Raw genomic sequence first — 25,780 nt, 5'->3', positions numbered from 1 at the left:
CTCATGATCAAGCATGTCACCGCCGCCATCGCTCTCATCGCCGCACCCGTCACCGCGTTGAGCGGTTGCGCGAACCAGCCCGCTGACAACTCGTCGACGTCGACCACATCCGGATCGGCGTCCGGCGCTCAGACACTGACGACCCAGCTGAAGACGGCCGACGGTGAACAGGTTGCCGATGCGACGATCGACTTCACCAACGGGTACGCCACGGTGACCATCGAGACCGTCGGGACCGGAATCCTCTCGCCCGGCTTCCACGGCCTGCACATCCATGCGGTCGGCAAGTGTGAAGGTGATTTCACTTCGGCAGGCGACCACTTCCAGGCACCCGGTCATACGGGACAGCCCGCGAGTGGGGATCTCCCGCCTCTGCTGGTGCGCTCCGACGGTGCCGGCAAACTCGTCGCCACCAGCGACAGCTTCACCCAGGATCAGCTCAAGGGCCCTGACGGCTCGGCGATCCTGCTCCACGAAGGCTCCGGCATGGGTGCCGAGGATGCCGCCGCCGACCAGCCCGTCGCCTGTGGCGTGCTCAGCCCGGCGAGTGCCACCAGTACATCCGTCTCGACATCGACCGAGACATCGACCGTCACCACGACCGCGGCCCCCACAGCTCCACCGGCCACCGCCACCGAGACGACATCGGCGCCTCCCACGTCCAGTTCCAGCGTCGCACCGAGTACGAGTACCAGCACCGTCACCGTGATCCAGCCCCCGACCATCCCGGAGATCACCGTGCCCCCACTGCCCGGCCCTAATGGCGGTTGATCGCCGCGTGGTCAGGCGCCGATCTCTACGTTCCCGTCTGCGGTAACGCGCGTCGGGTACACGGAAAGCGCGACATCAGCATCATCGAGGCAGACCCCGTCATCGAGGCCGAACGCCTGCTTCTTGATCGGCGACTGCACTGTCGGACGCCCGCCGCGGTCGCCGACGATGCCGCGCGAAATCACCGCGGCGCCCGAGAACGGATCTATGTTGCCGACCGCGTGCAGGGTGCCGTCCTCCAGCAGGAACAGCGCCGCTTGCGTCCCGTCGGCAAGCAGCACACCGACGCCGCGGCACGGTATCAGCCGGTCATAGGCACACGCTGTGGTCCACACCTGAACGTCGTTGAGCAGAGTCACTTTTGCGGCACCTTCGGTAGTCCGATGGGAACTATGCGGCCCGACCGCTGCGTGAACTCGACGGTCGGATCGGCGACGTCGGGCGCGTTGACGAAGGATACGAACCTCGACAGCTTGTCCGGATCCTCGAGCACACCCTTCCACTCACATGCGTACCCCTCGACGTGGCGGGCGACGGCCGCCTCGAATTCGCCGGCCAGCCCGAGGGAGTCATCGCAGACGACATCGCGAAGATGATCCAGCCCGCCCTCGAGGCTCTCCACCCACGGCGCGGTGCGCTGCAGGCGGTCAGCGGTGCGGATGTAGAACATCAGGAACCGGTCGATGTAGCGCACCAGTGTCTCGTCGTCGAGGTCGCCCGCAAGCAGCTGGGCATGTTTGGGCGTCATGCCGCCGTTGCCGCCGACGTAGAGGTTCCATCCGGTCTCGGTGGCGATGACACCGACGTCCTTGCCGCGCGCCTCGGCGCATTCTCGCGCGCAACCCGAGACGCCCATCTTGATCTTGTGCGGGGCCCGCAGCCCGCGATAGCGCAGTTCGAGATTGATGGCCATCTGCACCGAATCCTGCTGCCCATAACGGCACCAGTCGCTGCCGACACAGCTCTTCACCGTCCGCAGCGCCTTGCCGTAGGCATGTCCGGATTCCATACCGCCCTCGACCAACCGCCGCCAGATCTCCGGCAGCTGGTCCACCCGCGCACCGAACATGTCGATGCGCTGCCCTCCGGTGATCTTGGTATAGAGGTCGAAATCCCTTGCGATCTCGCCGATCAGGATCAGCTGTTCGGGGGTGATGTCACCGCCGGGCACGCGCGGCACGATCGAATAGCTGCCGTTCTTCTGGATGTTGGCCAGGAAGTGGTCGTTGCTGTCCTGCAGCGACGCTTGTTCACCGTCGAGGATGTGTTCGGAGCTCGTCGACGCCAGGATGGACGCGACAGCGGGTTTGCATATGTCGCAACCCTTTCCGGTGCCGAACCGCTCGATCAGACCCGAGAAGGTCCGGACCGACTCGGAGGGGCCTGCGGCCACGATCTCGAAAAGTTCCGCGCGTGACTGGCTGAAGTGTTCGCACAGCGCCTTCGACTGTTCGACGCCCTCGGACTCCAGAAGTTGCTTGAGCAGCGGGACGCACGAACCACAGGAGGTGCCTGCCAGCGTGCACTTCTTCAGATCGGCGACATCGCAGCATCCGCCCGCGATGGCCTCGCTCAGGTCGCCCTTCGTGACGTTGTTGCACGAGCAGATCTGCGCGGCAGCAGGCAACGCACCGACACCCAACCCGCCGCCGCCCTCGGATCCGGCCGGTGCGATCAGCGCCAGAGCGTCGCCGGGCAGCTGCTCGCCCACCATCGGCCGCAGAATGCCGTACGCGGAGGCGTCCCCCACCAGGATGCCGCCAAGCAGGGTCTTCGCATCATCGGAGAGCACGAGTTTGGCGTAGGTCTGGTTGACGGCGTCGTTGATCGCCACCTCCAGACAATCAGGGGTGGCGCCCATCGCGTCGCCGAAGCTGGCCACGTCGACCCCGAGCAGTTTGAGCTTGGTCGACATGTCGGCCTCGGGGAATTCCGCCTCACCGCCCAGCAGCCGGTCCGCCACCACCTCGGCACTCGTGTAGCCGGGACCGACGAGGCCGTAGCAGCGACCGTCGATCGCCGCCACCTCCCCGACCGCGTAGATGCTGGGATCCCCTGTGGCGCAGGACAGGTCGGTCAGCACGCCGCCACGGTCGGCGATCGCCAATCCGGCATCCCGGGCCAGTTCGTCACGTGGACGCACGCCTGCCGCGAAGACCACAACGCCGGTGTCGATGAACGTGCCGTCGCTCAGCGTCACCCGCATCGAATCATCGGCGGCGGAGCGCCGGACGGGCCGATTGCGTTGTGCCGGCGCAATATTGTCGGTGCCGACGCCGGTGTGCACGGTGATTCCCAGTTCGCCGATCATCCGGCCGAGCAGTGCCCCGCCGGCCTCGTCGAGCTGTTGGGCCATCAGGCGCGGCGCCATCTCGACGACGTGCGCGTGCAGCCCGAACGAGCGCAGGGCGTTGGCGGCCTCCAGGCCGAGCAGACCACCACCGATGACCACCCCGACCGGGACGCCTGCGGCCACGCTGCGCTGCGCGCTGTCGCGGATCGCATCGAGGTCGTCCAGGGTGCGATACACGTGGCAGGACGGCAGGTCGCGGCCGGGCACGGGAGGAACGAACGCGTAGGAGCCGGTGGCGAGGACGAGCGAGTCGTAGTCGATCCGGCCGCCGTCGGCGGTCAGCACCGACTTCGCGCTGCGGTCGATACCGGTCACCCGGCTGCCCAACCGGGTGTCCACCCGGTCGTCGCCGGGATAGGAGTTGCCGGGCAGGGCCAACAGCCCGCGATCCCAGTGGTCGGTGTATCCGGTGAGCCCGACGCGGTCGTATGCGGCGTCCGCCTCCTCGGCGAGGACCGTCACCCGCCATAGACCGGCAGTGTCGCGTGAGCGCAATGCCTCGACGAAGCGGTGACCGACCATGCCGTGCCCCACGACCACGACATTTTTTGAAGACTGCATGTCGCTGAGGCTAGGGAGCCGATATTGCCGCTATGTCGCCTTGTGTGAAGCGGCCATCACGGTGTGCTCACGGCGGCGGACCGCCGGGTGTGAGCGGAGCGGGAGGAGGCGGACCGGCAGGGGGAGGAACGATGGGGTTGTCCTCGCTCGTTTCGACGCTCGGCATCGAATAGCTGGTGGTGGTCGTCGAGGACGTGGTGTACGTCGACGGGGTCGCCGACGACGACGGGACGGACACCGTCTCGGGCACCTGCGACGAATCCGAGGTCTGGATCACCGCGTAGGCCAGGATCGCGACCAGGATCAGTACCGCCGCACCCGCGGCCACCATGAGCGATTTCTGATCAGCCCAGATCGGCTCGTCGTCGTCGGCCACGGCGCAATGCTATGCCCAGCGCTGCAGGATCGATTGTGCGCTTGCGGACAGCGCCCGCTGCAGGAACGGGCCGAAGCTGATCCGCCCGACGCCGAGCGGCCCGAACGAGGCGGGGTCGTCCTGCTCGGGCACCGCGATCGCATTGACCGGCAACGGCAGCTCAGAGGTCAAGCGCCGCAATGTGTCCGGTTCGTGCCGACCCACCGGATACAGGGAATCGGCGCCTGCCGAGGCGGCCTCCGTCAGCCGTGCGATCGCGCGATCCACCCGGTCCGATTCATCGCCGTCGGCCCTGATGAACAGGTCGGTGCGCGCATTGATGACCACATGAACGCCGGCCTCATCGGCGGCCCTGCGAAGGGCACCGACGAGTTCGGCGTGCTCGGTGGCCGAGCGCAGCCGGCCGCCCTCCTTGTGGACCGTGTCCTCGATGTTCAGCCCGACCGCACCTGCCTCCAGCAGCCCATTGATGAGGCGGCTGGCCGGTTCGCCGTAGCCCGATTCGATGTCCACCGAAATCGGCACCTCGACGGCGGCGGTGATCTGGCTCACCCGGGCCAGCACGTCCTCGAACGTCATGCCCTCCTGATCGCTCTTGCCGACGGAATCGGCAAGCGGGTGGCTGCCGACGGTGAGCGCGGCAAACCCCGCATCGACCGCCAGCCTCGCCGACCAGGCGTCCCATACCGTCGGCAGCACCACCGGGTTTCCGGGCCGGTGCAGGGAGAGCAGCGAGTCGGCGCGCTTCTCGAGGACCTGGTCAGACATCGGGCATACCTCCGGTTCAGACGTGATCTGTCTCACTACGTACTGCATGATGTGACTAGCCGCAGGTGTCGTAACGTGATGCCTGACACCCTTCAGCCCAAGGAGGTCAATTGTCCAGCACTACCGAACTCGCCGAGCTGCACGAGCTAATCGGGAGCCTGCGGCGGTGTGTCACGTCGCTGGCATCCAGGTATGGCGATAGCCCCGCCACGCGCCGGATCGTCAACGACGCCGAACGCATCCTCAACGACATCGACCGGCTCGATATCGACGCCGAGGAGTTGGAGCTGGCCCGTGGTGTGGTTCATCATCACCACGCCGGTGAAAGGATCGCGATCCCCGACACCGCGTACGACAAGGACTTCTGGCGTGACGTCGACGACGAAGGTCTCGGCGGCACCCGATAGGGCCGTCCCGATAGCCCCGGGACACCTCAACATCGAAAGGCAACAGTGAGCGCACCCACCGCCGACCGCAAGGCGACCGGCGTTTTTTCGCCGGGCCGTGCCGAGATCAAGCAGCGCACCCTGCGCACCGACAACTGGTTGAAGTCGCCGATATGGACTGATCTCGGGTTCGCGGCGTTCGTCATCTACGCGACGGCGCGGGCGTTCATGCAGGACCACTTCTACGTCGAGCAGTACAACTACCTGACGCCGTTCTATTCGCCCTGCGTGGTCAATTACAACGCGGCGACCGGGTCCGGATGCCCTGAAGGTGCAGCCCATTTCGGCACTTTCCTGCCCGACGTCTGGTTCCTGCCGTACGCGGCGCTGTCGCTGCCGTTCCTGCTGCTGTTCCGGCTGACGTGTTACTACTACCGCGGCGCTTACTACCGCTCGGTCTGGCAGTCGCCGACCGCGTGCGCAGTGGCCGAACCGCACGCGACGTACACCGGCGAGACACGGTTCCCGCTGATCATCCAGAACACCCACCGCTACTTCTTCTACATCGCGGGCATCATCTCGGTGATCAACACCTACGACGCGGTGATGGCGATGTTGCCCGAGAGCGGCTTCCGGTTCGGCGTCGGCAACCTGATCCTCTGGGTCAACGTGATCATGCTCTGGGTGTACACCCTGTCCTGTCACTCCTGCAGGCACGTCGTCGGTGGGCGTCTCAAGCATTTCTCGAAACACCCCGTGCGCTACTGGATGTGGAGCCAGATCAGCAGGCTGAACACTCGGCACAAGCTGTACGCGTGGATCACGCTCGGCACATTGATGCTGACCGACTTCTACATCATGTGTGTCTCGTTGGGTCTCAAAGACCTGCCGATCATTCCGTGACATTCCAGGACATTCCAGGACATTCCATAGTCCCGGTTCGAAAGATGAAGTGAGAGTTGATGAGTGAGCTAGAGCGGCACGAGTACGACGTCGTCGTGATCGGTGCCGGCGGCGCAGGGTTGCGTGCGGTCATCGAGGCGCGTGAGCGTGGTCTACGGGTTGCCGTGATCACCAAGTCGTTGTTCGGCAAGGCGCACACGGTGATGGCCGAGGGTGGCTGCGCCGCCGCGATGGGCAATGCGAACCCGAAGGACAACTGGCAGGTCCACTTCCGCGACACCATGCGTGGCGGGAAGTTCCTGAACAACTGGCGCATGGCCGAGCTGCACGCCAAGGAAGCACCGGACCGAGTCTGGGAGCTGGAGACCTACGGTGCGCTCTTCGACCGCACCAAGGACGGGCGGATCAGCCAGCGCAACTTCGGCGGCCACACCTACCCCCGGCTCGCCCACGTCGGCGACCGCACCGGCCTGGAGATCATCCGCACACTGCAGCAGAAGATCGTCTCGCTGCAGCAGGAGGACAAGGCCGAGTTCGGCGACTACGAGGCGCGCATCCGGGTCTTCCACGAATGCACCATCACCGACCTGGTCAAGGATGGCGACCGGATCGCGGGCGCGTTCGGGTACTGGCGCGAGAGCGGCAACTTCATCCTGTTCGAGACCCCCGCGGTGGTGCTGGCCACCGGCGGCATCGGCAAGTCCTACAAGGTGACGTCGAACTCGTGGGAGTACACCGGCGACGGTCACGCGCTCGCGTTGCGGGCCGGCGCGACGCTGATCAACATGGAGTTCGTCCAGTTCCACCCGACCGGCATGGTGTGGCCGCCCAGCGTCAAGGGCATCCTCGTCACCGAGGGTGTGCGCGGCGACGGCGGAGTGCTGAAGAACTCCGAGGGCAAGCGCTTCATGTTCGACTACATCCCGCCGGTGTTCAAGGGCCAGTACGCCGAGTCCGTCGAAGAAGCCGATCAGTGGCTCAAGGACAACGACTCCGCACGCCGGACCCCCGATCTGCTCCCCCGCGACGAGGTGGCCCGCGCCATCAACTCCGAGGTCAAGGCCGACCGCGGCACCCCGCATGGCGGCGTCTACCTCGACATCGCGTCGCGGCTCCCTGCCGAGGAGATCAAGCGCCGGCTGCCGTCGATGTATCACCAGTTCATGGAGCTCGCCGAGGTGGACATCACCAAGGAGCCCATGGAGGTCGGGCCGACGTGCCACTACGTCATGGGCGGTGTGGAGGTGGATCCCGACACCGGCGCCGCCAAGACACCGGGGCTGTTCGCCGCGGGCGAGTGCTCGGGCGGCATGCACGGATCGAACCGGCTCGGCGGCAATTCGCTGTCCGACCTGCTGGTGTTCGGCAGGCGCGCCGGAATGGGCGCCGCCGACTACGTACGCGCCCTTTCCGACCGGCCGAAGGTGTCCGATGACGCCATCACCGACGCCAAAGAGCTGGCGCTGCATCCGTTCGAGGGGCCGAGCAACGGCGACGCCGCCGAGAACCCGTACACCCTCCAGCTGGATCTGCAGGACGCGATGAACACCCTCGTCGGCATCATCCGCAAGGCGGACGAGGTGACCGAGGCGATCGAGAAGCTCAAGGAGCTGCGGGAGCGGTACAAGCGCGTCCGGGTGGAGGGCGGCAGGCTCTTCAATCCGGGCTGGCATCTGGCGATCGACCTGCGCAACATGCTCATCGTCAGCGAATGCATCGCGATGGCGGCGCTGGAGCGCACGGAGAGCCGGGGCGGGCACACCCGCGACGACCATCCGTCCATGGATTCGACCTGGCGTAAGACGCTGCTGGTGTGTCGCGCCGAGGGTGACGTGGTCGTGCCGGACATCACTATCACCCGCGAGGACCAGATCCCGATGCGCGAGGACCTGCTCGAGCTCATCGAGGTCGAAGAGCTGGAGAAGTACTTCACGCCCGAGGAACTCGTCAACCATTCGGCAAGGAGAGCCTGATGAGCTACCAAGCGAATATGCGGGTATGGCGCGGCGACGAGAGCGGCGGCGACCTGCAGGACTACGCGGTCGAGGTCAACGAGGGCGAGGTGGTGCTCGACATCATCCACCGACTGCAGCAGACACAGACCGGCGACCTGGCCGTGCGGTGGAACTGCAAGGCGGGCAAGTGCGGGTCCTGCTCGGCCGAGATCAACGGGCGGCCGCGGCTGATGTGCATGACGCGGATGTCGACGTTCTCGGAAACGGAGACCATCACGGTCACGCCTCTGCGGACCTTCCCGGTGATTCGCGACCTCGTCACCGATGTCTCCTTCAACTACGAGAAGGCCAGGGAGATCCCGTCGTTCACCCCGCCGAAGGACCTGCAGCCGGGCGAATACCGGATGATGCAGGAGGACGTGAACCGGTCACAGGAGTTCCGCAAGTGCATCGAGTGCTTCCTGTGCCAGAACACCTGTCACGTGGTGCGTGACCACGAGGAGAACAAGGAGGCCTTCGCAGGCCCGCGGTATCTGATGCGTCAGACCGAGCTCGACATGCATCCACTGGACACCCGCGACACCCGTGCGGTGCAGGCGCAGGAAGAGAACGGCCTCGGCTTCTGCAACATCACCAAGTGCTGCACCGAGGTGTGCCCCGAGCACATCAAGATCACCGACAATGCGTTGATCCCGCTCAAGGAGCGCGCGGCCGATCGCAAGTACGACCCGGTGGTGTGGCTGGGAAACAAGCTCTTCCGCAGGTAAGCGCGAGGTTGAGGAAGGCACTCCGGCGGGTAGCCTCAAGAGAAGCAGCCGATCATCGAAGAAGGGCGGCGCTATGACTCTGCGGGAGACGCACAGCATCAACGACATTCGCACGGCGATTCGCGAACTCAGCAGTCGCGCCGAGCTGGCCCGCAAGGAGGGCCGCGACGGCGACGCCAAGGAGATCGAACAGCGCATCGACGGTTATCGCGAGGAACTTGCCGCGCGACCCTGACCGTGTGAGCGTTACACGCCCAAGCGACGGAATGTGCTGCGGTGGAACACGATCGGCGATACATCGTCGTGCACGGTGATCTCGCTGACCCGCAGGATGACGATGATGTGGTCCCCCGCCGGGATCGACTGCTCGATCGCGCTCTCCAACCACACACTGGTGCCCCCGACGAACACGGCGCCCGACTCACGCGAGTGCGTATCGAGGCCGGCGAACCGGTCGCCGGTCTTGGCCGCAAGGGCGCGCGCGGCGGCGTCGTGTGCTTCACCGAGCAGGCTGATACCCAGGTGGGGCAGGTCCTTCAGCTTCGGCCAGGTCTCCGAGGTGTTCTGAACGCAGAACGACACAAGGGGCGGATCGAGCGAAACGGGCACGAAGGTGCTCGCCGCAAGGCCCACCCGAACGCCGTCGACCTCGGCGGCGATCGCGATGACACCGGACGGGAAATGCCCGAATGCTTCCCGCAGCGTGGTGGGGCTCAGATCGTTGTCGCTCATCGGCTCCATTTTCACACGTTCGGAGGACTACGTCAGTCGGCCCAGCGCTGCGCTTCCACCTCGGGGGCACGGCCCGTCTGCATCGGCACGTCGAGACCGTCGTAGATGCCGGGCTTCTGGGTGGACAGCCAGTCGAGCGCGCCCAGCAGGCGGTTGGCGGCAGTCGTATTGCCGCCGTCGGCGCGGCTGCCGCCGGGCAGGTCGGCACGGCTGGTGAGGGTGAGCTCGGGGTCGCCGTGCACGATCACCCGGTGGTCGCCAACGCCCTCGTCGGGATACGGCCAGTCCGGCGCGCATGACTCGTGGATGCGGGTGATGTGGTCGATGACGATCCGTTCGCGGCCGCCCGATTTCCCGATCACCTTCAGCCAGAAGGCGCCCTGAGTGCCCTTCTCGAACGGGCCCATGACGGTGTCGACGGACTCCTCGAGCGGCCTGCGCTCCACCTCCTCGGTGATCTCGTCGATCTCGAGGCCGAGGCCACGTCCGATGAGCCGAATGTTGCCGCCCCACACCATGGTCGGGATCGACGGCAACAGCATCATCGGCACGTCGTCCATCGACCCGCCGAAACCACACGACACCTTGACCGCATACGGCTGGTCGTAGGTGGAGTAGTCGAAGATCTCCTGGCAGTGGATCGTTCGGATCCGCGTGCACAACCCGGCGGCGATGACGGCCAGCGCATCGTTACCCCAGCCCGGATCCACACCGCTGACGAGCAAGGTCGCGCCACCCTCCTCGGCGGCACTGGTCAACCGGTCGACCCATTCCTCGGGCGCCGAGCGCGGGTCGTAGAGCGAGTACAGCGACGGCGTGACGACGTGCGAGCCGGCGCGCAGGCAGCGTTCGATGTCGTTGACCGCGTCGTCGGGGCGGATGTCGCCGGACGCCATGTAGGCCACCGCGTCGCAGTCGCCGAGCGCAGCGTCGACGTCGGTGGTGGCGATGACGCCGGTCGCCTGGTCAAGGCGTGCGAACGTCGACGCGTCCTTGCCCGCCTTGTCGGGCGACGACGTGATCACGCCCGACAGTTGCAACCCGGGAAACGCGGCTGCGCTCCGAATCGCCGTAGCCCCCATATTGCCTGTTCCCCACACTGCGACTCGAAGCACGCGATCACCCTAACCGGCCGCCCCGTGACGAGTTTCACAGTCCCTCGAAAGCACTCCGAAAGCGGGCGCCAACTGCGCTTTCACGCTCCCGACCAACCAGACGGTTACTTAGGCCGTGGAAATTGCTCGCGCACGCTTTGTGTTGAAGCTACTGAGCGGTATAGTTCAATCAAGTTACTGGTGGGTAACTTAGCCAAAAGTACCCAACCGCAAGTGGCATTCTCGACGAGGAGGAACAGTGAGCCACTATAAGAGCAACGTACGTGACCAGGAATTCAACCTGTTCGAGGTCTTCGGACTCGACAAGGTTCTCGGTACCGGCGACTACGCCGATATCGACGTCGACACCGCCCGCGAAATGCTCGGCGAGATGGCGAAACTGGCCGCAGGGCCGATCGCCGAATCGTTCGCCGATGCGGACCGCAATCCCCCGGTGTTCGACCCCAAGACGCACACCGTGACATTGCCCGAGTCGTTCAAGAAGTCGATGCGGGTGATGTTCGACGGTGGCTGGGACAAGGTCGGCGTGCTCGAGGAGCTCGGCGGTATGCCGATGCCCCGCTCGCTGCAGTGGGCCCTGATCGAACACATCCTCGGCGCGAACCCCGCGGCGTACATGTACGCGATGGGTTCGGGCATGGCCGAAATCTTCTACAAGAACGGCACCGACGAGCAGAAGAAGTGGGCCGTGCTGGCCGCCGAGCGCGGTTGGGGCGCCACCATGGTGCTGACCGAGCCCGACGCGGGCTCCGACGTCGGTGCAGGCCGCACCAAGGCCGTGCAGCAGGCTGACGGCACCTGGCACATCGACGGCGTCAAGCGCTTCATCACCTCGGGCGATTCCGACGACCTGTTCGAGAACATCATGCATCTGGTGCTGGCCCGCCCCGAGGGCGCAGGCCCTGGCACCAAGGGTCTGTCGCTGTTCTTCGTGCCGAAGTTCCACTTCGATCCCGAAACCGGCGAGCCCGGTGAGCGCAACGGCGTGTTCGTCACCAACGTCGAGCACAAGATGGGCCTCAAGGTCTCGGCCACGTGTGAGCTCTCGCTCGGCCAGCACGACGTTCCCGCCGTCGGCTGGCTCGTCGGCGAGGTGCACGACGGTATCGCGCAGATGTTCGACGTCATCGAGCAGGCTCGAATGATGGTGGGCACCAAGGCTATTGCGACGCTGTCGACCGGTTACCTCAACGCGCTCGAGTACGCGAAGGAACGCGTGCAGGGTGCCGACATGACGCAGATGACCGACAAGACGGCGCCACGTGTGACCATCACGCATCACCCTGATGTGCGTCGTTCGCTGATGACCCAGAAGGCATACGCCGAGGGCCTGCGCGCGCTGTACCTGTACACCGCGACCTATCAGGACTCCGCGGTCGCCAAGACCGTGCACGACGTCGACGCCGAGCTGGCGGTCAGGGTCAACGATCTGCTGCTGCCGATCGTCAAGGGTGTGGGCTCGGAGCAGGCGTACGCCAAGCTCACCGAGAGCCTGCAGACCTTCGGTGGTTCGGGCTTCCTGCAGGACTATCCGATCGAGCAGTACATCCGCGACGCCAAGATCGACTCGCTGTACGAGGGCACCACCGCCATCCAGGCGCAGGACTTCTTCTTCCGCAAGATCGTCCGCGACAAGGGTGCGGCGCTGGCCCACGTTGCAGGGCAGATCGAGCAGTTCGTCAAGAACGAGTCCGGTAACGGCCGGCTCAAGGCCGAGCGCGCACTGCTGGCGACCGCGCTTGAGGATGTGCAGGCCATGGCGGCCTCGCTGACCGGCTATCTGATGGCCGCGCAGGAGAACCCGGCCGAGCTGTACAAGGTCGGCCTCGGTTCGGTGCGCTTCCTGATGAGCGTCGGCGATCTGGTGATCGGCTGGCTGCTCGCCAAGCAGGCCGCGGTGGCGATCGAGGCGCTCGACAACGGCGCAAGCGGTGCCGATCGCGCGTTCTACGAGGGCAAGGTCGGCGTGGCATCGTTCTTCGCGAAGAACATGCTGCCGCTGCTGACCAGCACGCGCCTTATCGTCGAGAATCTCGACAACGATGTGATGGAGCTGGACGAGGCGGCCTTCTAAGCCTTCTGCCGCTTCGGAACCAAAACGCCCCCGGACTCTTCCCGGGGGCGTTTTGCGTATGCCGTCAAAGGCCCTGCGGCCCGGCCAGCAGACTGTCGATGCGACGAAACAGCCTCATGACGTTCGCCAGGGGGCGAAACGAGAAGCCGAGCCAGTATCTCAAGGACGAAGCAATCTTCACCTCGACGCCGCCGGATTCGGGCCCCCAGAGGGTGACGCCGACGCCGTCACCTGCCGACCAAATCGATATGCCTGTGGTGGCGTAAATGTGCCCGGACTCGGGCTCGGCCGAGCGGATGGTCATCTTTTCAGCGACCGCGGCGTCGCACACGGCGCGGAAGACCCGATCGTAGGGCTCGGAGAAGTGGCGGGTTTCCGACGAGGACCAATCCGATTCGAACACTCAGACATTATGGACGGTGCGCCTATCCCGAAAACGAAAAAGGGCGGGTTCGGGAGGACATCTAGGTGCGTCTCATTGATCTCGCGCGTCCGGCTTTCAACCCTGATGCCGGCTCTTCGGAATTGCCACTCCCGAACCCGTCGTGCGATCGACCGTACGCCTGTGACGGCGGTCACACAAGTGAATTTCGGCTTCAGGACTGCTTGCTGATCAGCAGCGCCCTCGTACGCGCACGCCCCTCGGACGACGCATCGAAGACAGACCCGGTGAACTCGTCGACGCCCGCGGCGCTGAGTTCGTCGAGGCGCTGCGAGACCGTCTGCTCGTCACCGATGATCGCCGCATCCTCGGGCCCGGCGTAGCCCTCGCGATCGAGCATCGCGCGGTAGGACGGCAGCGACCCGTAGACCGAGAACTCCTGTGCGGCCTGCTTCCGCGCCCCGTCGACGTCGTCGGTCACGGCGACCGGCAGCGACGCGGCGACCCGCACGGCCGACTCCGGGCGCCCCGCCTCGGCAGCGGCTCCGCGCAGTGTCGGCACGACGTGTTCGGCGAGGGTCTTGGGCCCGGTCATCCAGGTCAGCGTCCCGGCCGTGCGCCGTCCGGCAAGCCGCAGCATCTGCGGACCGAGCGCGGCAAGGTACAGTTCCGGCTCCGGCGCGGGAATCTGCAGCGCACCGCGGGCGGTCCAGATCTCACCCGCCGCGTTCGCCGGCTCGCCGGCCAACAGCGGTTGCAGACCGTCGAGGTATTCGCGCATCTGGCGCAGCGGCCTGTCCCACGAGACACCCCACATCCCCTCGGTCACCAGCCGATGGCTCATCCCGATGCCGAGCTTGAACCGGCCGTCACCGATCAGGCTCAGCGTCAGGGCTCTTTGAGCGAGCTGCATCGGATGTTGAGACTGGATCGGGATGACCGCCGAGCCGATCTCGATGCCGTCGACTTCCCGGAAGACGATGCCGAGGACCGTCGCGAGGTCCGCGTCGTAGGGCAGCTGGGCCATCCAGACGCGACGGAAACCCTCGTCACGCAGCTTGGCGACCGTGCCGACCAGGGAGTCCACCGGCGACGGTGCGCTCGCTGACAGTCCGACGATGCTGAGGCTGATATCCATGCCTCCCATCTAAGTACCGGCGTCGGCGGTGCGCGACGGCCTTCATCGAGGACGTTTCACCCGTCAGGGCGGGCTACCGCACCGTGAACCGGGTGAAGCCCTCGCGCGATTCGACGTCGATACAACCGCCGTGCGCTTCGGAGATCGACTCCACGATGGCCAATCCGAGACCAGAGCACCCCATCTCACGTGGTCTGCGCGCTTACCCGCCGGCGACAAATGTCGGCGCCAGCGGCGTGCCTGCCGTCGCATCGACGCGGAGCGCGCCGATACTGCGGGCCATGACGACCGAACTCGCCCGGCTGCAGAACTTCGGCCCGAACTGGTTCGCGTCGGTGATGGGCACCGGCATCGTGGCGACGGCCGGGGTCACGCTGCCGGTCCACGTGCCCGGACTGCACGTGTTCTCGCGGGTGGTGTGGGTGGTCGCGTCGGTGCTGCTGATTCTTCTGATCGTCGCCGTGACGATTCAGTGGGCGCGACATCCGACGGTGGCTCGCGGGCATGTGCGCAACCCGCAGATGACGCACTTCTACGGGGCCGCGCCGATGGCGCTGATGACCGTCGGATCGGGCGCGTTGCTGATCGGCAAGGACCTGATCGGCGAGCGCATCGCCGTGGATCTGGCGTGGGTGCTGTGGACGACGGGCACGATCGGCGGGTTGTTCACCGCCGCGACCATTCCGTTCCTGATGTTCACGCAACTCAACGTCGAACCGGATGCCGCCTTCGGCGGCTGGCTGATGCCGGTGGTGCCGCCGATGGTGTCCGCGGCCTCGGGTGCGCTGCTGATCCCTCACATGGCGGCGGGCACCGGCCGCACGACGATGCTCTACGGCTGCTACGCGATGTTCGGCCTGTCACTCGTGGCAGCGCTGATCATCATCTCGATGATCTGGAGCAGGCTCGCGCTGTTCGGCACGTCGGGCACCACCCGGGTGCCGACACTGTGGATCGTGCTCGGCCCACTGGGCCAGGGCATCACCGCCGCCGGCCTGCTCGGGGCGAATGCGGCGCTGGCCGTGCCGCCGGAACTGGCGAGCGGGATGAATGTGTTCGCGGTCCTGTTCGGTGTGCCCGTGTGGGGATTCGCGCTGCTGTGGATCGTGCTGGCGACCGAACTCACGGTCCGCACCCTGCGTCGCGGCATGCCGTTCGCGCTGACCTGGTGGAGCCTGACGTTCCCCGTTGGCACGTTCGTCACGGGCACCACGCAACTGGCCAACCACACCGCGCTGCCCGCATTCCGGATCGCCGCCGCGGTCGCCTACCTGGCGCTGTTGGGCACATGGGGACTGGTCGCTGTGCAAACCGCCCGCGGGAGCCTCGGCGGAGGCCTGTTCACTCCGCCCCCGGCCGCCGGGCCCATCAAGGCCAAAAAAGATCCGCCGCCGAACCCCTCAGTCGGCGGCAAGGTTTAGAGCCCCGTGCTGGCGTCGGGTCGGGGGGTCAGACGCCAACACGGAGCTATCCGGTGTATCGACATGTCCCACGGCGCCGTTACACACCTGACCGAACGAGTTTTGGCGTCCTGGGACTATGCCTCCAGGATCGCCGCGACGCCCTGCCCGCCTGCCGCGCAGATCGAGATCAGGCCACGCACGGGCTTGCCGGTTTCCTTCTTTTTCTCGGCCAGTTGCTTCGCCAGCTGCGCGACGATGCGGCCGCCGGTCGCCGCGAACGGGTGACCCGCTGCCAGCGATGAACCGTTGACGTTGAGCTTGGACCGATCGATGCTCCCGAGTGCCTTATCCAGTCCGAGGCGCTCCTTGCAGTACTCCTCGGACTCCCACGCCGCCAGCGTGGCCAGGACCACCGACGCGAAGGCCTCGTGGATCTCGTAGTAGTCGAAGTCAGCCAGGCTCAGACCGTTTCGTGCCAGCAGTCGCGGCACCGCGTAGGTGGGCGCCATCAGCAGGCCGTCGGGTCCATTCACGTAGTCCACGGCCGCGGTCTCACCGTCGACGAAGTACGCCAGCGGCTCGATGGAATGCGCGGCCGCCCACTCGTCGGTCCCAAGCAGCGCCACCGACGCGCCGTCGGTCAGCGGAGTCGAATTGCCCGCCGTCATCGTCGCGTCGCCGGCCTTCACCCCGAATACCGGCTTGAGGGTGGCCAGTTTCTCGGCTGATGAATCGGCGCGCAGGTTGTTGTCGCGGTAGACACCGAGGAATCCGGTGACGAGGTCGTCGAAGAACCCGCGGTCGTACGCGGCGGACATGTTGCGGTGGCTGGCAGCGGCCAGCTCGTCCTGATCGACGCGCTTGATGCCCATCTTCTTGGCGGTGATGGCGGCGTGTTCACCCATCGACAGCCCGGTGCGCGGCTCGCTGTTGACCGGGATCTCGACGCCGACCGACGCGGGCAGCTTGCCGACCAGCTTCAGCCGGTCCACGTTGGACTTGCTGCGTCGCAGCCCGAGCAGGACGCGTCGCAGATCGTCGCCGAACGCGATCGGTGCGTCCGAAGCGGTGTCAACGCCGCCCGCCGCGGCAACCTCGTAGCGGCCTGCGGCGACTCCGTCGGCGGCGGCGATGGTGGCCTGCAATCCCGTGCCGCACGCCTGCTGGATGTCGAACGCGGGCGTGTACGCCGACAGCGAGCTGCCGAGGACGCATTCGCGCATCAGGTTGAAATCGCGGCTGTGTTTGAGGACAGCGCCACCGATGACGGCGCCCAGCGTCTCGCCTGCCAGGTTGTACCGGTCGATCAGACCGTCCAGTGCGGCGGTGAACATATCCTGGTTGGACGCGTTGGCGTACGCGCCATCGGAGCGGACAAAAGGAATTCTGTTGCCGCCGAGGATTGCGACCGGTCGGCGGGTATCACTAGCCATGAGCCCCATAGTACCCACCCTTCTTACTCTGGAGTAAGTTCGTCCCCATGGCTACCGATCTGTACTCGCAAATCGTCCACTCGACGCCCGGATCGTTCCTCGCCAAGCAGCTCGGCGTCCCGCAGCCCGAGACGCTGCGCCGCTACCGCGCGGGTGATCCGCCCCTGGCAGGCACGCTGCTGATCGGCGGTGAGGGCCGCGTCGTGGAACCGCTGCGGACCGCGCTGTCCGAGGACTACGACGTCGTCTCCAACAACCTCGGCGGCCGCTGGGCCGACTCGTTCGGCGGGCTGGTGTACGACGCCACCGGCATCACCGAACCCGTGGAACTCAAGGGGCTGTACAAGTTCTTCACCCCGCTGCTGCGCAACCTGGGGTCGTCGGGACGGATCGTCGTCATCGGCACCACCCCTGACGACACCGGCAGCATCACCGAACGCATCGCGCAGCGCGCGCTCGAGGGGTTCACGCGCTCGCTCGGCAAGGAAGTGCGGGGCGGCGCCACCGTGAACCTCGTGTACCTGGCCGCCGATGCGAAGCCGGCCGCGACCGGACTCGAGTCGACGCTGCGGTTCCTGCTGTCGGGCAAGTCCGCCTACGTCGACGGCCAGGTGTTCCGGGTCGGCGCGGCCGATTCGGCGCCGCCCGCGGATTGGGATCGGCCGCTGGACGGCAAGATCGCCTTGGTGACGGGCGCCGCGCGCGGTATCGGCGCCACCATCGCCGAGGTGTTCGCGCGTGACGGCGCCAGCGTGATCGCCGTGGACGTGGAGGGCTCCCACGAGGATCTCGGGAACGTTGCCGCCAAGGTCGGCGCGACGGCGCTCACGCTCGACGTCACCGCCGATGACGCAGTGGACCGGATCGCCGAACACATGCGCGAGCACTACCACGGTTCGGCGCTCGACATCCTCGTCAACAACGCAGGTATCACCCGCGACAAGCTCCTCGCCAACATGGACGAAGCGCGCTGGGATTCCGTCGTCGCCGTCAATCTCCTTGCCCCGCTTCGGCTTACCGAAGGGCTCGTGGACAAGGGAACAATCAGCGAGGGCGGCAGAGTGGTCGGACTGTCCTCGATGGCAGGCATCGCCGGCAACCGCGGACAGACGAACTACGCCGCCACCAAGGCGGGCATGATCGGTCTGACCGACGCGCTGTCGGCCGAGTATGTCGACAAGGGCATCACCGTCAACGCCGTCGCACCCGGCTTCATCGAGACCAAGATGACCGAGGCCATCCCGCTGGCGACACGTGAGGTGGGCCGCAGGCTCAACTCGCTGTACCAGGGCGGCCAGCCGGTCGACGTCGCCGAGACCATCGCCTACTTCGCCAGTCCCGCATCCAATGCCGTCACCGGCAACACCATTCGGGTGTGCGGCCAGGCGATGCTGGGGGCCTAGGGTGACCCAACCGTCGGGACTGAGAAACCTGGTGCGCGCCGCAGCGGGTGCGCTGCCGTTCGTACCCCGCAGCGAAACGCTGCCCGACCGCGCGCTGACCGTCGAGGATCTGCCGATCGACAGTGCGAACGTGGCGGCGTACGCGGCGGTGACCGGACTGCGATTCGGCGACGCGGTGCCGCTGACCTACCCCTTCGCGTTCACGTTCCCGACCGTCATGTCGCTGGTCACCGGGTTCGATTTCCCCTTCCCCGCAATGGGTTCGGTCCATATCGAGAACCACATCACCCAGTACCGCCCGATCCTGGTGACGGACAAGGTCTCGGCGAAGGTGCACGCGGAGAACATTCGTGAGCACCGGCGCGGTCTGCTGGTCGACATCGTCACCGACGTCAGCGTTGGCAACGACAAGGCCTGGCACCAGGTGACGACGTTCCTGCACCAGCAGAAGACCAGCCTGTCCGACGAGCCGAAGTCCCCGCCGCAGAAGAAGGCGAAACTCGGGCCGCCGAACGCGCTGCTGCGCATCACGCCCGGTCAGATCCGCCACTATGCGTCCGTGGGCGGCGACCACAATCCGATTCACACCAACCCGATCGCGGCCAAACTGTTCGGCTTCCCGACGGTGATCGCGCACGGAATGTTCAGCGCCGCAGCAGTTCTGGCGAACATCGAGGGTCAGCTGCCGGATGCGGTGAAGTATTCGGTGCGCTTCGCCAAGCCAGTGGTGCTTCCCGCCCGCGCGGGACTGTACGTCGATCGCGTCACCGACGGGTGGGAACTCACCCTGCGCCACGCGAGCAACGGCGACCCGCATCTCAAGGGGACGGTGACCGCGCTCTAGCTGGCGGTGGCGGCGGGCGCGTCCTTATCGAACCCCGGGTCGCTTCGCTCCTGCCCGCCGGTGTCGGACTGCTTGCCCTTCAGGCCCCGCCAGAAGAGGTTGATCATCAGCTCGGCGGCCTCGTCGACGCCCGCGTCGCCGGTGCTGACTCGCGCGGCGATGGCCTCACCGGCACCCACCAGCGCGACGGCCATCATGTCGAAATCGGTGTCCGGCTCCGGATTTCGCGTGCCGGACTGCAGCAGCCTGCCGACGAGCTCGATGATCCGCTCCCGCCCCTCGCGAACGGTGTGCGCGAACGCCTGCGAGCTGGTGGCCTGGTTGTAGAGCACCATCCACGACGCCCGGTTGGTGTCGATATAGGTCAGGAACGCCAGAACGGCGTTGCGCAGTAGATCTTTCGGGCTCTGTTTGAAGTCGATCTTGTCGCGGACGTCTTCGACGAAGCGGGACAGCTCACGGTCCAGGCACGCGCCGAACAGCTCCTCCTTGGAGCCGTAGTACAGGTACAGCATGGGTTTGGAGATCTTGGCTTCGGCCGCGATAGCATCCATCGACGTCTCGTGATAGCCGTTCACCGAGAAAATCTGCACGGCCGCATCGAGCATCTGCTGCTCACGCACCGCACGCGGCAACCGCTTCGTCCCACCGGCCATTACTCCAGAGTAAGCAATGGGCGAACTGCGAGCGTCAGCAACGCGGGTTGGGCCCCTTGACCGCCGCCATGCGCAGCACCGATGCATCCACCTGGGGCATCGACAGTTCGCCCGCGGCGACCGCCTTCTCCAGCCTGTCCAGTACCGCGGGCACCTCGTCGGTGGTCACCCACAACGCCGTGTCGGCGCCGGCCTGCAGTCCGCGAAGCGCGGCGTCAGGGACCCCGAGACGATCGGAGATCGCCTGCATCGACGACAGGTCATCGGTGAAGACGGGGCCGTTGAAAGGCGGGCCGCCGTAGCCACCGGAGCGCAGCAGCCCATAGGCGCTCGGACTCAGGCTGGCCGGTTCGTTGCCGGTGAGTCCGGGGACCTGCATGTGACCGACCATCACGCCGACCGGCAGCTGCGCGTTCAGCGTGCGGTACGGAACCAAATCCGCGTTCTGCAGGTCGGCGATCGGCGGCGTCGTGACGCTGCCGGTGTGCGAGTCACCCGACCCGTTCCCGTGTCCCGGGAAATGCTTGAGCACAGGCAACAGTCCGGCGTCTCGCAGACCGCGGGCGTAGGCGCCCGCGAAGTCGGTGACCACGGCCGGGTCCTTACCGAAGGACCGGTCGCCGATCACGGTGTCATCCGGCGCATCGGAGACGTCGACCACCGGCGCGAAGTCGATCGTGATGCCGAGGCCCCGCATGGCCTGGCCGCGTTGCAGCGCGATGGCGTACACCTGCTCGGGCGTCTGGGTCTGTGCCAGCACCCTCGCCGACGGCTGGGTGCCGATCACCGAGGACAGCCGCGACACCCGGCCGCCCTCCTCGTCGACGCTGACCGCAAGGGGCAGCGGGGCCGCCGACTTCGCGATCTCGGTCAGCGAGCCGTCGGACACCATCGCCAGGTCCGTCCAGCTGCCGATCATGATGCCGCCGACGTGGTGCGACTCGACGACGGACCGGGCGTCGGCCGCGTCTTTCACGCCGACCATCAGCAGCTGCGCCAACTTGTCGCGGGTCGAGAGCTGCGACAACAGCGCCGGCCCCTCGCCGCACGCGGGGGGCGGGATGAGCACAGGGGCCTGCGGCACGGACGTCGCCGCCATCGACGGGTTCGGGGCCTCCTGATCCGCGCCGGTCGAGCAGGCGGACAGGAGCGCGGGCAGTGCCATGGCCGCACACAGCGCACGCAGCCCCGAACCAATTGAAACCATGGGCCCCGAGACTAGTAGGAAACGAATCCGCATTCGATCCCCCGGTCGGTGAGCCAGCTCCGCTCGCCCCGCTCGACAGCGGGCATGGCAAATATTGTCTGCTACTTTGGCCGAATGGATCGGTTTCTCGTGCCCGCCGCGGCCAGCATCGTTGTCGGCCTGCTGCTGGGTGCGGCCGCCGTGTTCGGGGTGACACTGATGGTGCAACAGGACAACAGAGCTCCGCTGCAGGCGGGCGACCCGGCGTCATCGGTGCTCAACAGGGTTGAGTACGGCGACAGAAGTTAACGAGACGCCGTCCCCCTGCCCTTCGGGCGGGCGGTGCCCCCAGTCGCGGCGCTGGCTATGGGTGGTCGCTGCGGCGGCGCTGATCCTGACGTTCGCCCAGTCACCCGGACAGATCTCACCCGACACCAAGCTCGACCTGACCGCCAACCCGCTGCGGTTCCTGACTCGCGCATTCAACCTATGGAACAGCGAACTGCCTTTCGGGCAGGCGCAGAACCAGGCCTACGGCTATCTGTTTCCCCACGGCACCTTCTTTCTCGCCGGCGATGTGCTCGGACTACCCGACTGGGTGACCCAGCGGCTGTGGTGGGCGCTGCTTCTGGTGGTCGGCTTCTGGGGGTTTCTGCGCGTCGCCGAAGCACTGAACGACGGGCGGGGCATCGGCACCGCCAACTCGCGGGTCATCGCCGCCGTCGCATTCGCGTTGTCGCCCCGGGTGCTGACCACCATCGGGGCGATCTCGTCCGAGACGCTGCCGATGATGCTGGCGCCGTGGGTGCTGCTGCCGGTGATCCTCGCCCTCCGGGGCACAAGCGGGTCCATTCGCGTGCTGGCCGCCCGGTCGGCGGTGGCCATCGCATTGATGGGCGCTGTGAACGCCGTCGCGACCCTGACCGCCTGCATGGTGGCCGCGATCTGGCTGGTCTTTCACAAGCCGAACCGGCTGTGGTGGCGCTTCGCCGGCTGGTGGGCGTTGTGCATCGTGCTCGCGGTGCTGTGGTGGGTGGTCGCGCTCATACTGCTCGGCCGGGTCAGCCCGCCGTTCCTGGACTACATCGAATCCTCGGGCGTGACCACGCGCTGGATGTCGTTGACCGAGATGCTTCGCGGCACCGACGTCTGGACACCGTTCGTGGCGCCGAACGCCACCGCGGGCGCCTCCTTGGTGACGGGTTCGGTCGCGGTGCTCGCGACAACGCTGGTGGCGGCCGCCGGTCTGGCAGGGCTGGCCCTGCGGTCGATGCCTGCGCGCGGACGGCTCGTCACCATCCTGCTGGTCGGGGTCGCCGTGCTGGCTGTGGGATATTCCGGCGGTCTGGGATCGCCTGTGGCCCTTACCGTTCAGGCCTTCCTGGACGCGGACGGCACACCGTTGCGCAATATCCACAAACTCGAACCGCTGCTGCGGCTGCCGATCGCGTTGGGTCTGGCGCATCTATTGGGCCGCGTCCCGCTTCCCGGAAGCGTGCCACGCGCGGTGTGGCGCGATGCGCTCGCCCATCCCGAACGCGACCGCCGAATCGCCGTCGGCGTCGTCGTCCTGGTCGCACTGACCGCCGCGACCTCGCTGGCCTGGACCGGTCGCCTTACGCCGCCCGGCGCGTTCGACGCGATCCCGCAGTATTGGCACGACGCCGCCGACTGGCTCGACGAGCACAACGACTCCGGACGTGTCCTGGTGGCACCGGGCGCCCCGTTCGCCACCCAGGTGTGGGGCACCAGCCACGACGAGCCGCTGCAGGTGCTCGGCGACAGCGCGTGGGGAGTGCGGGATTCGATTCCGCTGACTCCGCCGGGAACCATCCGGGCCCTGGACTCCGTACAGCGTCTGTTCGCCGCCGGTCGTCCATCCGCAGGACTGGCGGATTCCCTTGCTCGCCAAGGTATCTCGTATGTCGTCGTGCGCAACGATCTGGATCCCGAGACGTCGCGCTCGGCGCGGCCGGTGTTGGTGCACCGCGCGATCGAGGGGTCGCCGGGTCTGCAGCGGGTCGCTGAGTTCGGCGATCCGGTCGGACCGGGCACGTTGTCCGGATTCATCACCGACAGCGGCCTGCGACCGCGCTACCCCGCCGTCGAGATCTACCGGGTGAACGCGGCCGCGCCTGCCGTCCCGGTGACGCCGTACCTCACCGACACCGACGCGATGGCCCGCGTCGACGGCGCGCCCGAGGTGCTGCTGCGCCTCGACGAGCGACGCCGCCTGCTCGGACAGCCTCCGCTGGGGCCGATGCTGCTGACGGCGGATGCGCAGGAGGCGGGCCTTGCCACGCCGCCGGGGACCGGCGTCATCGTGACCGACACCCCGCTCGCCAGAGAAATCGACTACGGCCGCGTCGACGACCACTCGTCGGCGATCCGAACGCCCGACGATCCGCGGCACACGTTCAACCGCGTGATGGACTACCCGACTCCGGGCGCCGACACGGTCTACGGGCAGTGGTCCGGTGGACGTGTCTCGGTGTCGAGTTCGGCGTCGGACTCGACCGCACTGCCCAACGTGGCGCCCGCGACCGGACCGGCGGCGGCCATCGACGGCGACTCGTCGACGAGCTGGGTGTCCAACGCGTTGCAGTCGGCGATCGGCCAATGGCTGCAGGTCGATTTCGACCATCCCGTCACGAACGCCACGATCACCATCACGCCTAGTGCGACGGCCGTCGGCGCACAGGTTCGTCGCATCGAGGTCGCCACCGTCAACGGCACCAGCACGATGCGCTTCGACGAGGCGGGCAAGCCTCTGACCGTCGCGCTGCCGTACGGCGAGTCGCCATGGGTGCGGATCACCGCCGTGGCCACCGATGACGGCTCCTCGGGTGTGCAGTTCGGCGTCACCGACTTCGCCGTCACGCAGTACGACGCCAACGGGTTCGCACACCCCGTCGCGCTGCGGCACACGGTGTCAGTGCCGGGGCCGCCGCCGGATTCTGCTGTTGCGCAATGGGATCTGGGATCCGAGCTGCTGGGCCGGCCCGGCTGCGCGGAAAGTCCGAACGGCATTCGCTGCGCTGCGGCAATGGCGTTGTCGCCGGAGGAGCCGGTGAACCTGAGCAGGACGCTCACGGTTCCGGAACCGACGGCGGTGACTCCGACCGTGTGGGTGCGCGCTCGCCAGGGCCCCAACCTCGCCGACCTGATCAGAGCGCCCGGCACTGCGCGTGCCACCGGAGACGCGGACCCGATCGACGTTCTGGGTTCGGCGTACGCCGCGGCCGACGGAGACCCGGCCACGGCGTGGACCGCGCGGCAGAGCGTCGTACAACACAAGGCACCACCCACCCTCATCCTGACGCTGCCCGCCCGCCGTGAGGTGGCCGCAGTACAGCTGACGCCCAGTTCGTCTGAACTTCCTGCACATCCGACGCTCGTGGCCATCGACCTCGGCGACGGACCACAGGTACGCAGGCTGGCCGGCGACGCCGGAACGCAGACCCTCGACCTCAAGCCCCGCGTCACGGACACCGTGAAGGTTTCGATCCTGGACTGGGACGACATCATCGACCGCACCGCGCTGGGGTTCGACCAACTCAAGCCTCCCGGCCTGGCCGAGGTGACGGCACTGGACGCACAGGGTGCCCCGATCGCCGCAGCCGACGCGGCGCGCAACCGGAACCGGACCATCGAATTACCTTGCGGCCGTGGGCCGATCATCGGTGTCGCCGGACAGTTCGTGCAGACGTCGATGAGAACAACCGTGGGCGCGCTCCTCGACGGCGAACCCGTTGCAGCCAAACCCTGCCAGGCCGGGCCGATCGTGCTGCCAGCCGGACAGCAGGAACTGCTGATCAGCCCCGGTGCCGCGTTCACCGCCGACGGAGTGCAGCTCGACGGCCCACTGGCGGGTCGAATTCATTCCGCGGCAACGATTCCCGTGAAAGTCGACACGTGGACCGCCGACCACCGAGAGGTGGACGTCGCGTCGTCGGGGGTGTCGCGGGTGCTTACCGTCCCCGAAAGCGTGAACCCGGGCTGGGTCGCGCACCGCGCCGACGGCACCCTGCTGACTCCGGTCACCGTCAACGGGTGGCAGCAGGGCTGGGTTCTGCCGCCGGGCACCGAGGGACCCGTCACGCTCACCTTCCCGTCGAACACGCCGTACCGGGTCGGGCTGATCGGCGGCCTCGCCCTCCTGCCGGTACTCGCTCTGCTGGCGTTCCTGCCTGTCCGCCGCCGCCCCGAGCCGGACGAGCCCGCGCTCCCGTGGCGGCCGGGGCGCTGGCCGGTGACCGCCGCGGTGCTTGCGGTCGGTGGCGTCATCTCCGGGGTGGCGGGCGTCGTCGTTGTCGGCATCGCCGTCGGGCTGCGCTATCTACTGCGCAACCGCGAAAGACTTTGCGACGCCATCACGGTCACGGCGACGGCGGGCGGGCTGATCTTGGCCGGGGCCGTGCTCAGCCAGAACCCGTGGCGATCGGTCGACGGATACGTCGGCCACTCGGCCGGGCTGCAACTGCTTGCTCTCATCTCGGTAGCGATGCTGGCCGCCTCGGTCGTACCGGACGATCGCCACCATTTCATAGCCGCGGAGTCCGCCGACCCCTAGC

The 25,780-nt window shown here is 66.9% G+C and carries 24 protein-coding genes; 12 read left to right on the top strand and 12 right to left on the bottom strand.

Annotated elements, in window-relative coordinates; translation table 11 throughout:
- The first annotated feature begins 3 nt into the window (after positions 1 to 3).
- On the top strand, positions 4 to 771 hold the full coding sequence (locus tag AB4Z42_RS27210) for a superoxide dismutase family protein (protein ID WP_442012357.1): 768 nt from the start codon (positions 4 to 6) through the stop codon (positions 769 to 771).
- Positions 772 to 782: 11 nt separating this feature from the next.
- On the opposite strand, the gene nirD is transcribed toward AB4Z42_RS27210, so the two are convergent.
- The 4 genes from nirD to AB4Z42_RS27190 form a co-directional block, all read right to left on the bottom strand.
- On the bottom strand, positions 783 to 1,130 hold the full coding sequence (gene nirD, locus AB4Z42_RS27205) for a nitrite reductase small subunit NirD (protein ID WP_442012356.1): 348 nt from the start codon (positions 1,128 to 1,130) through the stop codon (positions 783 to 785).
- Positions 1,127 to 3,685, bottom strand: coding sequence for a nitrite reductase large subunit NirB (gene nirB / locus AB4Z42_RS27200; RefSeq protein ID WP_442012355.1), 2,559 nt, complete (start codon positions 3,683 to 3,685; stop codon positions 1,127 to 1,129). The genes nirD and nirB overlap by 4 nt, the downstream gene beginning before the upstream one ends.
- Positions 3,686 to 3,752: 67 nt before the next feature.
- The gene (locus AB4Z42_RS27195; protein ID WP_442012354.1) at positions 3,753 to 4,061 is read right to left on the bottom strand and encodes a hypothetical protein; all 309 of its coding nucleotides are present in this window, start codon (positions 4,059 to 4,061) and stop codon (positions 3,753 to 3,755) included.
- Between the two features lie 9 nt (positions 4,062 to 4,070).
- The gene (locus AB4Z42_RS27190) at positions 4,071 to 4,829 is read right to left on the bottom strand and encodes an isocitrate lyase/PEP mutase family protein (protein ID WP_442012353.1); all 759 of its coding nucleotides are present in this window, start codon (positions 4,827 to 4,829) and stop codon (positions 4,071 to 4,073) included.
- Positions 4,830 to 4,939: 110 nt separating this feature from the next.
- On the opposite strand from AB4Z42_RS27190, the gene AB4Z42_RS27185 reads away from it, so the two are divergent.
- From AB4Z42_RS27185 to AB4Z42_RS27165, 5 genes are all read left to right on the top strand, one after another.
- Positions 4,940 to 5,236: a hypothetical protein gene (locus AB4Z42_RS27185; protein WP_442012352.1), complete on the top strand. Its 297-nt coding sequence runs from the start codon at positions 4,940 to 4,942 to the stop codon at positions 5,234 to 5,236.
- A 45-nt stretch (positions 5,237 to 5,281) separates the two neighbouring features.
- Positions 5,282 to 6,118: a hypothetical protein gene (locus AB4Z42_RS27180; RefSeq protein ID WP_442012351.1), complete on the top strand. Its 837-nt coding sequence runs from the start codon at positions 5,282 to 5,284 to the stop codon at positions 6,116 to 6,118.
- A gap of 59 nt (positions 6,119 to 6,177) precedes the next feature.
- Positions 6,178 to 8,091: a fumarate reductase/succinate dehydrogenase flavoprotein subunit gene (locus AB4Z42_RS27175; protein WP_442012350.1), complete on the top strand. Its 1,914-nt coding sequence runs from the start codon at positions 6,178 to 6,180 to the stop codon at positions 8,089 to 8,091.
- On the top strand, positions 8,091 to 8,840 hold the full coding sequence (locus AB4Z42_RS27170) for a succinate dehydrogenase/fumarate reductase iron-sulfur subunit (protein WP_442012349.1): 750 nt from the start codon (positions 8,091 to 8,093) through the stop codon (positions 8,838 to 8,840). Before AB4Z42_RS27175 ends, AB4Z42_RS27170 begins: the two co-directional genes overlap by 1 nt.
- A 73-nt stretch (positions 8,841 to 8,913) precedes the next feature.
- Complete coding sequence (locus tag AB4Z42_RS27165; protein ID WP_442012348.1) at positions 8,914 to 9,075, top strand: hypothetical protein; 162 nt, start codon at positions 8,914 to 8,916, stop codon at positions 9,073 to 9,075.
- Between the two features lie 11 nt (positions 9,076 to 9,086).
- Here the strand turns inward: AB4Z42_RS27165 and AB4Z42_RS27160 are convergent, their stop codons facing one another.
- Together AB4Z42_RS27160 and AB4Z42_RS27155 are read right to left on the bottom strand one after the other, a co-directional pair.
- Positions 9,087 to 9,572, bottom strand: a complete 486-nt coding sequence (locus AB4Z42_RS27160; RefSeq protein WP_442012347.1) for a flavin reductase family protein — start codon at positions 9,570 to 9,572, stop codon at positions 9,087 to 9,089.
- 32 nt (positions 9,573 to 9,604) lie between these two features.
- The gene (locus AB4Z42_RS27155; protein WP_442012346.1) at positions 9,605 to 10,687 is read right to left on the bottom strand and encodes an NAD(P)H-dependent amine dehydrogenase family protein; all 1,083 of its coding nucleotides are present in this window, start codon (positions 10,685 to 10,687) and stop codon (positions 9,605 to 9,607) included.
- A gap of 238 nt (positions 10,688 to 10,925) precedes the next feature.
- On the opposite strand from AB4Z42_RS27155, the gene AB4Z42_RS27150 reads away from it, so the two are divergent.
- On the top strand, positions 10,926 to 12,761 hold the full coding sequence (locus AB4Z42_RS27150; RefSeq protein WP_442012345.1) for an acyl-CoA dehydrogenase: 1,836 nt from the start codon (positions 10,926 to 10,928) through the stop codon (positions 12,759 to 12,761).
- 64 nt (positions 12,762 to 12,825) lie between these two features.
- Here the strand turns inward: AB4Z42_RS27150 and AB4Z42_RS27145 are convergent, their stop codons facing one another.
- The 3 genes from AB4Z42_RS27145 to AB4Z42_RS27135 all read right to left on the bottom strand — a co-directional run bounded on the left by AB4Z42_RS27145 (position 12,826) and on the right by AB4Z42_RS27135 (position 14,465).
- Positions 12,826 to 13,164: a hypothetical protein gene (locus AB4Z42_RS27145; RefSeq protein ID WP_442012344.1), complete on the bottom strand. Its 339-nt coding sequence runs from the start codon at positions 13,162 to 13,164 to the stop codon at positions 12,826 to 12,828.
- 193 nt (positions 13,165 to 13,357) lie between these two features.
- On the bottom strand, positions 13,358 to 14,281 hold the full coding sequence (locus tag AB4Z42_RS27140) for a TIGR03564 family F420-dependent LLM class oxidoreductase (RefSeq protein ID WP_442012343.1): 924 nt from the start codon (positions 14,279 to 14,281) through the stop codon (positions 13,358 to 13,360).
- A 73-nt stretch (positions 14,282 to 14,354) separates the two neighbouring features.
- A complete protein-coding gene (locus AB4Z42_RS27135; RefSeq protein ID WP_442012342.1) occupies positions 14,355 to 14,465 on the bottom strand; it encodes an ATP-binding protein in 111 nt (36 codons plus the stop codon).
- A 97-nt stretch (positions 14,466 to 14,562) separates the two neighbouring features.
- On the opposite strand from AB4Z42_RS27135, the gene AB4Z42_RS27130 reads away from it, so the two are divergent.
- Complete coding sequence (locus tag AB4Z42_RS27130; protein WP_442012341.1) at positions 14,563 to 15,702, top strand: TDT family transporter; 1,140 nt, start codon at positions 14,563 to 14,565, stop codon at positions 15,700 to 15,702.
- A 116-nt stretch (positions 15,703 to 15,818) separates the two neighbouring features.
- Here AB4Z42_RS27130 and AB4Z42_RS27125 read toward each other — a convergent pair whose 3' ends face one another.
- Positions 15,819 to 17,126 carry an acetyl-CoA C-acetyltransferase gene (locus tag AB4Z42_RS27125; RefSeq protein ID WP_442012340.1) on the bottom strand — a complete coding sequence of 436 codons (1,308 nt, stop codon included), beginning with the start codon at positions 17,124 to 17,126 and terminating at the stop codon, positions 15,819 to 15,821.
- Between the two features lie 38 nt (positions 17,127 to 17,164).
- On the opposite strand from AB4Z42_RS27125, the gene AB4Z42_RS27120 reads away from it, so the two are divergent.
- Together AB4Z42_RS27120 and AB4Z42_RS27115 are read left to right on the top strand one after the other, a co-directional pair.
- On the top strand, positions 17,165 to 18,520 hold the full coding sequence (locus tag AB4Z42_RS27120) for a 3-oxoacyl-ACP reductase (protein ID WP_442012339.1): 1,356 nt from the start codon (positions 17,165 to 17,167) through the stop codon (positions 18,518 to 18,520).
- 1 nt (position 18,521) lies between these two features.
- Complete coding sequence (locus AB4Z42_RS27115; RefSeq protein ID WP_442012338.1) at positions 18,522 to 19,364, top strand: MaoC/PaaZ C-terminal domain-containing protein; 843 nt, start codon at positions 18,522 to 18,524, stop codon at positions 19,362 to 19,364.
- Here the strand turns inward: AB4Z42_RS27115 and AB4Z42_RS27110 are convergent.
- Positions 19,361 to 20,020, bottom strand: a complete 660-nt coding sequence (locus tag AB4Z42_RS27110) for a TetR/AcrR family transcriptional regulator (protein ID WP_442012337.1) — start codon at positions 20,018 to 20,020, stop codon at positions 19,361 to 19,363. The two genes, AB4Z42_RS27115 and AB4Z42_RS27110, sit on opposite strands and share 4 nt — an antisense overlap.
- A gap of 34 nt (positions 20,021 to 20,054) precedes the next feature.
- The gene (locus AB4Z42_RS27105; RefSeq protein ID WP_442012336.1) at positions 20,055 to 21,227 is read right to left on the bottom strand and encodes a glycoside hydrolase family 3 N-terminal domain-containing protein; all 1,173 of its coding nucleotides are present in this window, start codon (positions 21,225 to 21,227) and stop codon (positions 20,055 to 20,057) included.
- A gap of 114 nt (positions 21,228 to 21,341) precedes the next feature.
- On the opposite strand from AB4Z42_RS27105, the gene AB4Z42_RS27100 reads away from it, so the two are divergent.
- Together AB4Z42_RS27100 and AB4Z42_RS27095 are read left to right on the top strand one after the other, a co-directional pair.
- Positions 21,342 to 21,515 (top strand): DUF2613 domain-containing protein, encoded by a 174-nt coding sequence (locus AB4Z42_RS27100; protein WP_442012335.1) that lies wholly within the window; start codon positions 21,342 to 21,344, stop codon positions 21,513 to 21,515.
- Positions 21,493 to 25,779 carry an alpha-(1->3)-arabinofuranosyltransferase gene (locus tag AB4Z42_RS27095; RefSeq protein WP_442012334.1) on the top strand — a complete coding sequence of 1,429 codons (4,287 nt, stop codon included), beginning with the start codon at positions 21,493 to 21,495 and terminating at the stop codon, positions 25,777 to 25,779. The genes AB4Z42_RS27100 and AB4Z42_RS27095 overlap by 23 nt, the downstream gene beginning before the upstream one ends.
- Position 25,780 lies beyond the last annotated feature (1 nt).

This window comes from Mycobacterium sp. 2YAF39 (assembly GCF_052114565.1).
Lineage (GTDB): Bacteria > Actinomycetota > Actinomycetes > Mycobacteriales > Mycobacteriaceae > Mycobacterium.
This window is presented reverse-complemented; position numbering and strand designations above follow the sequence as displayed.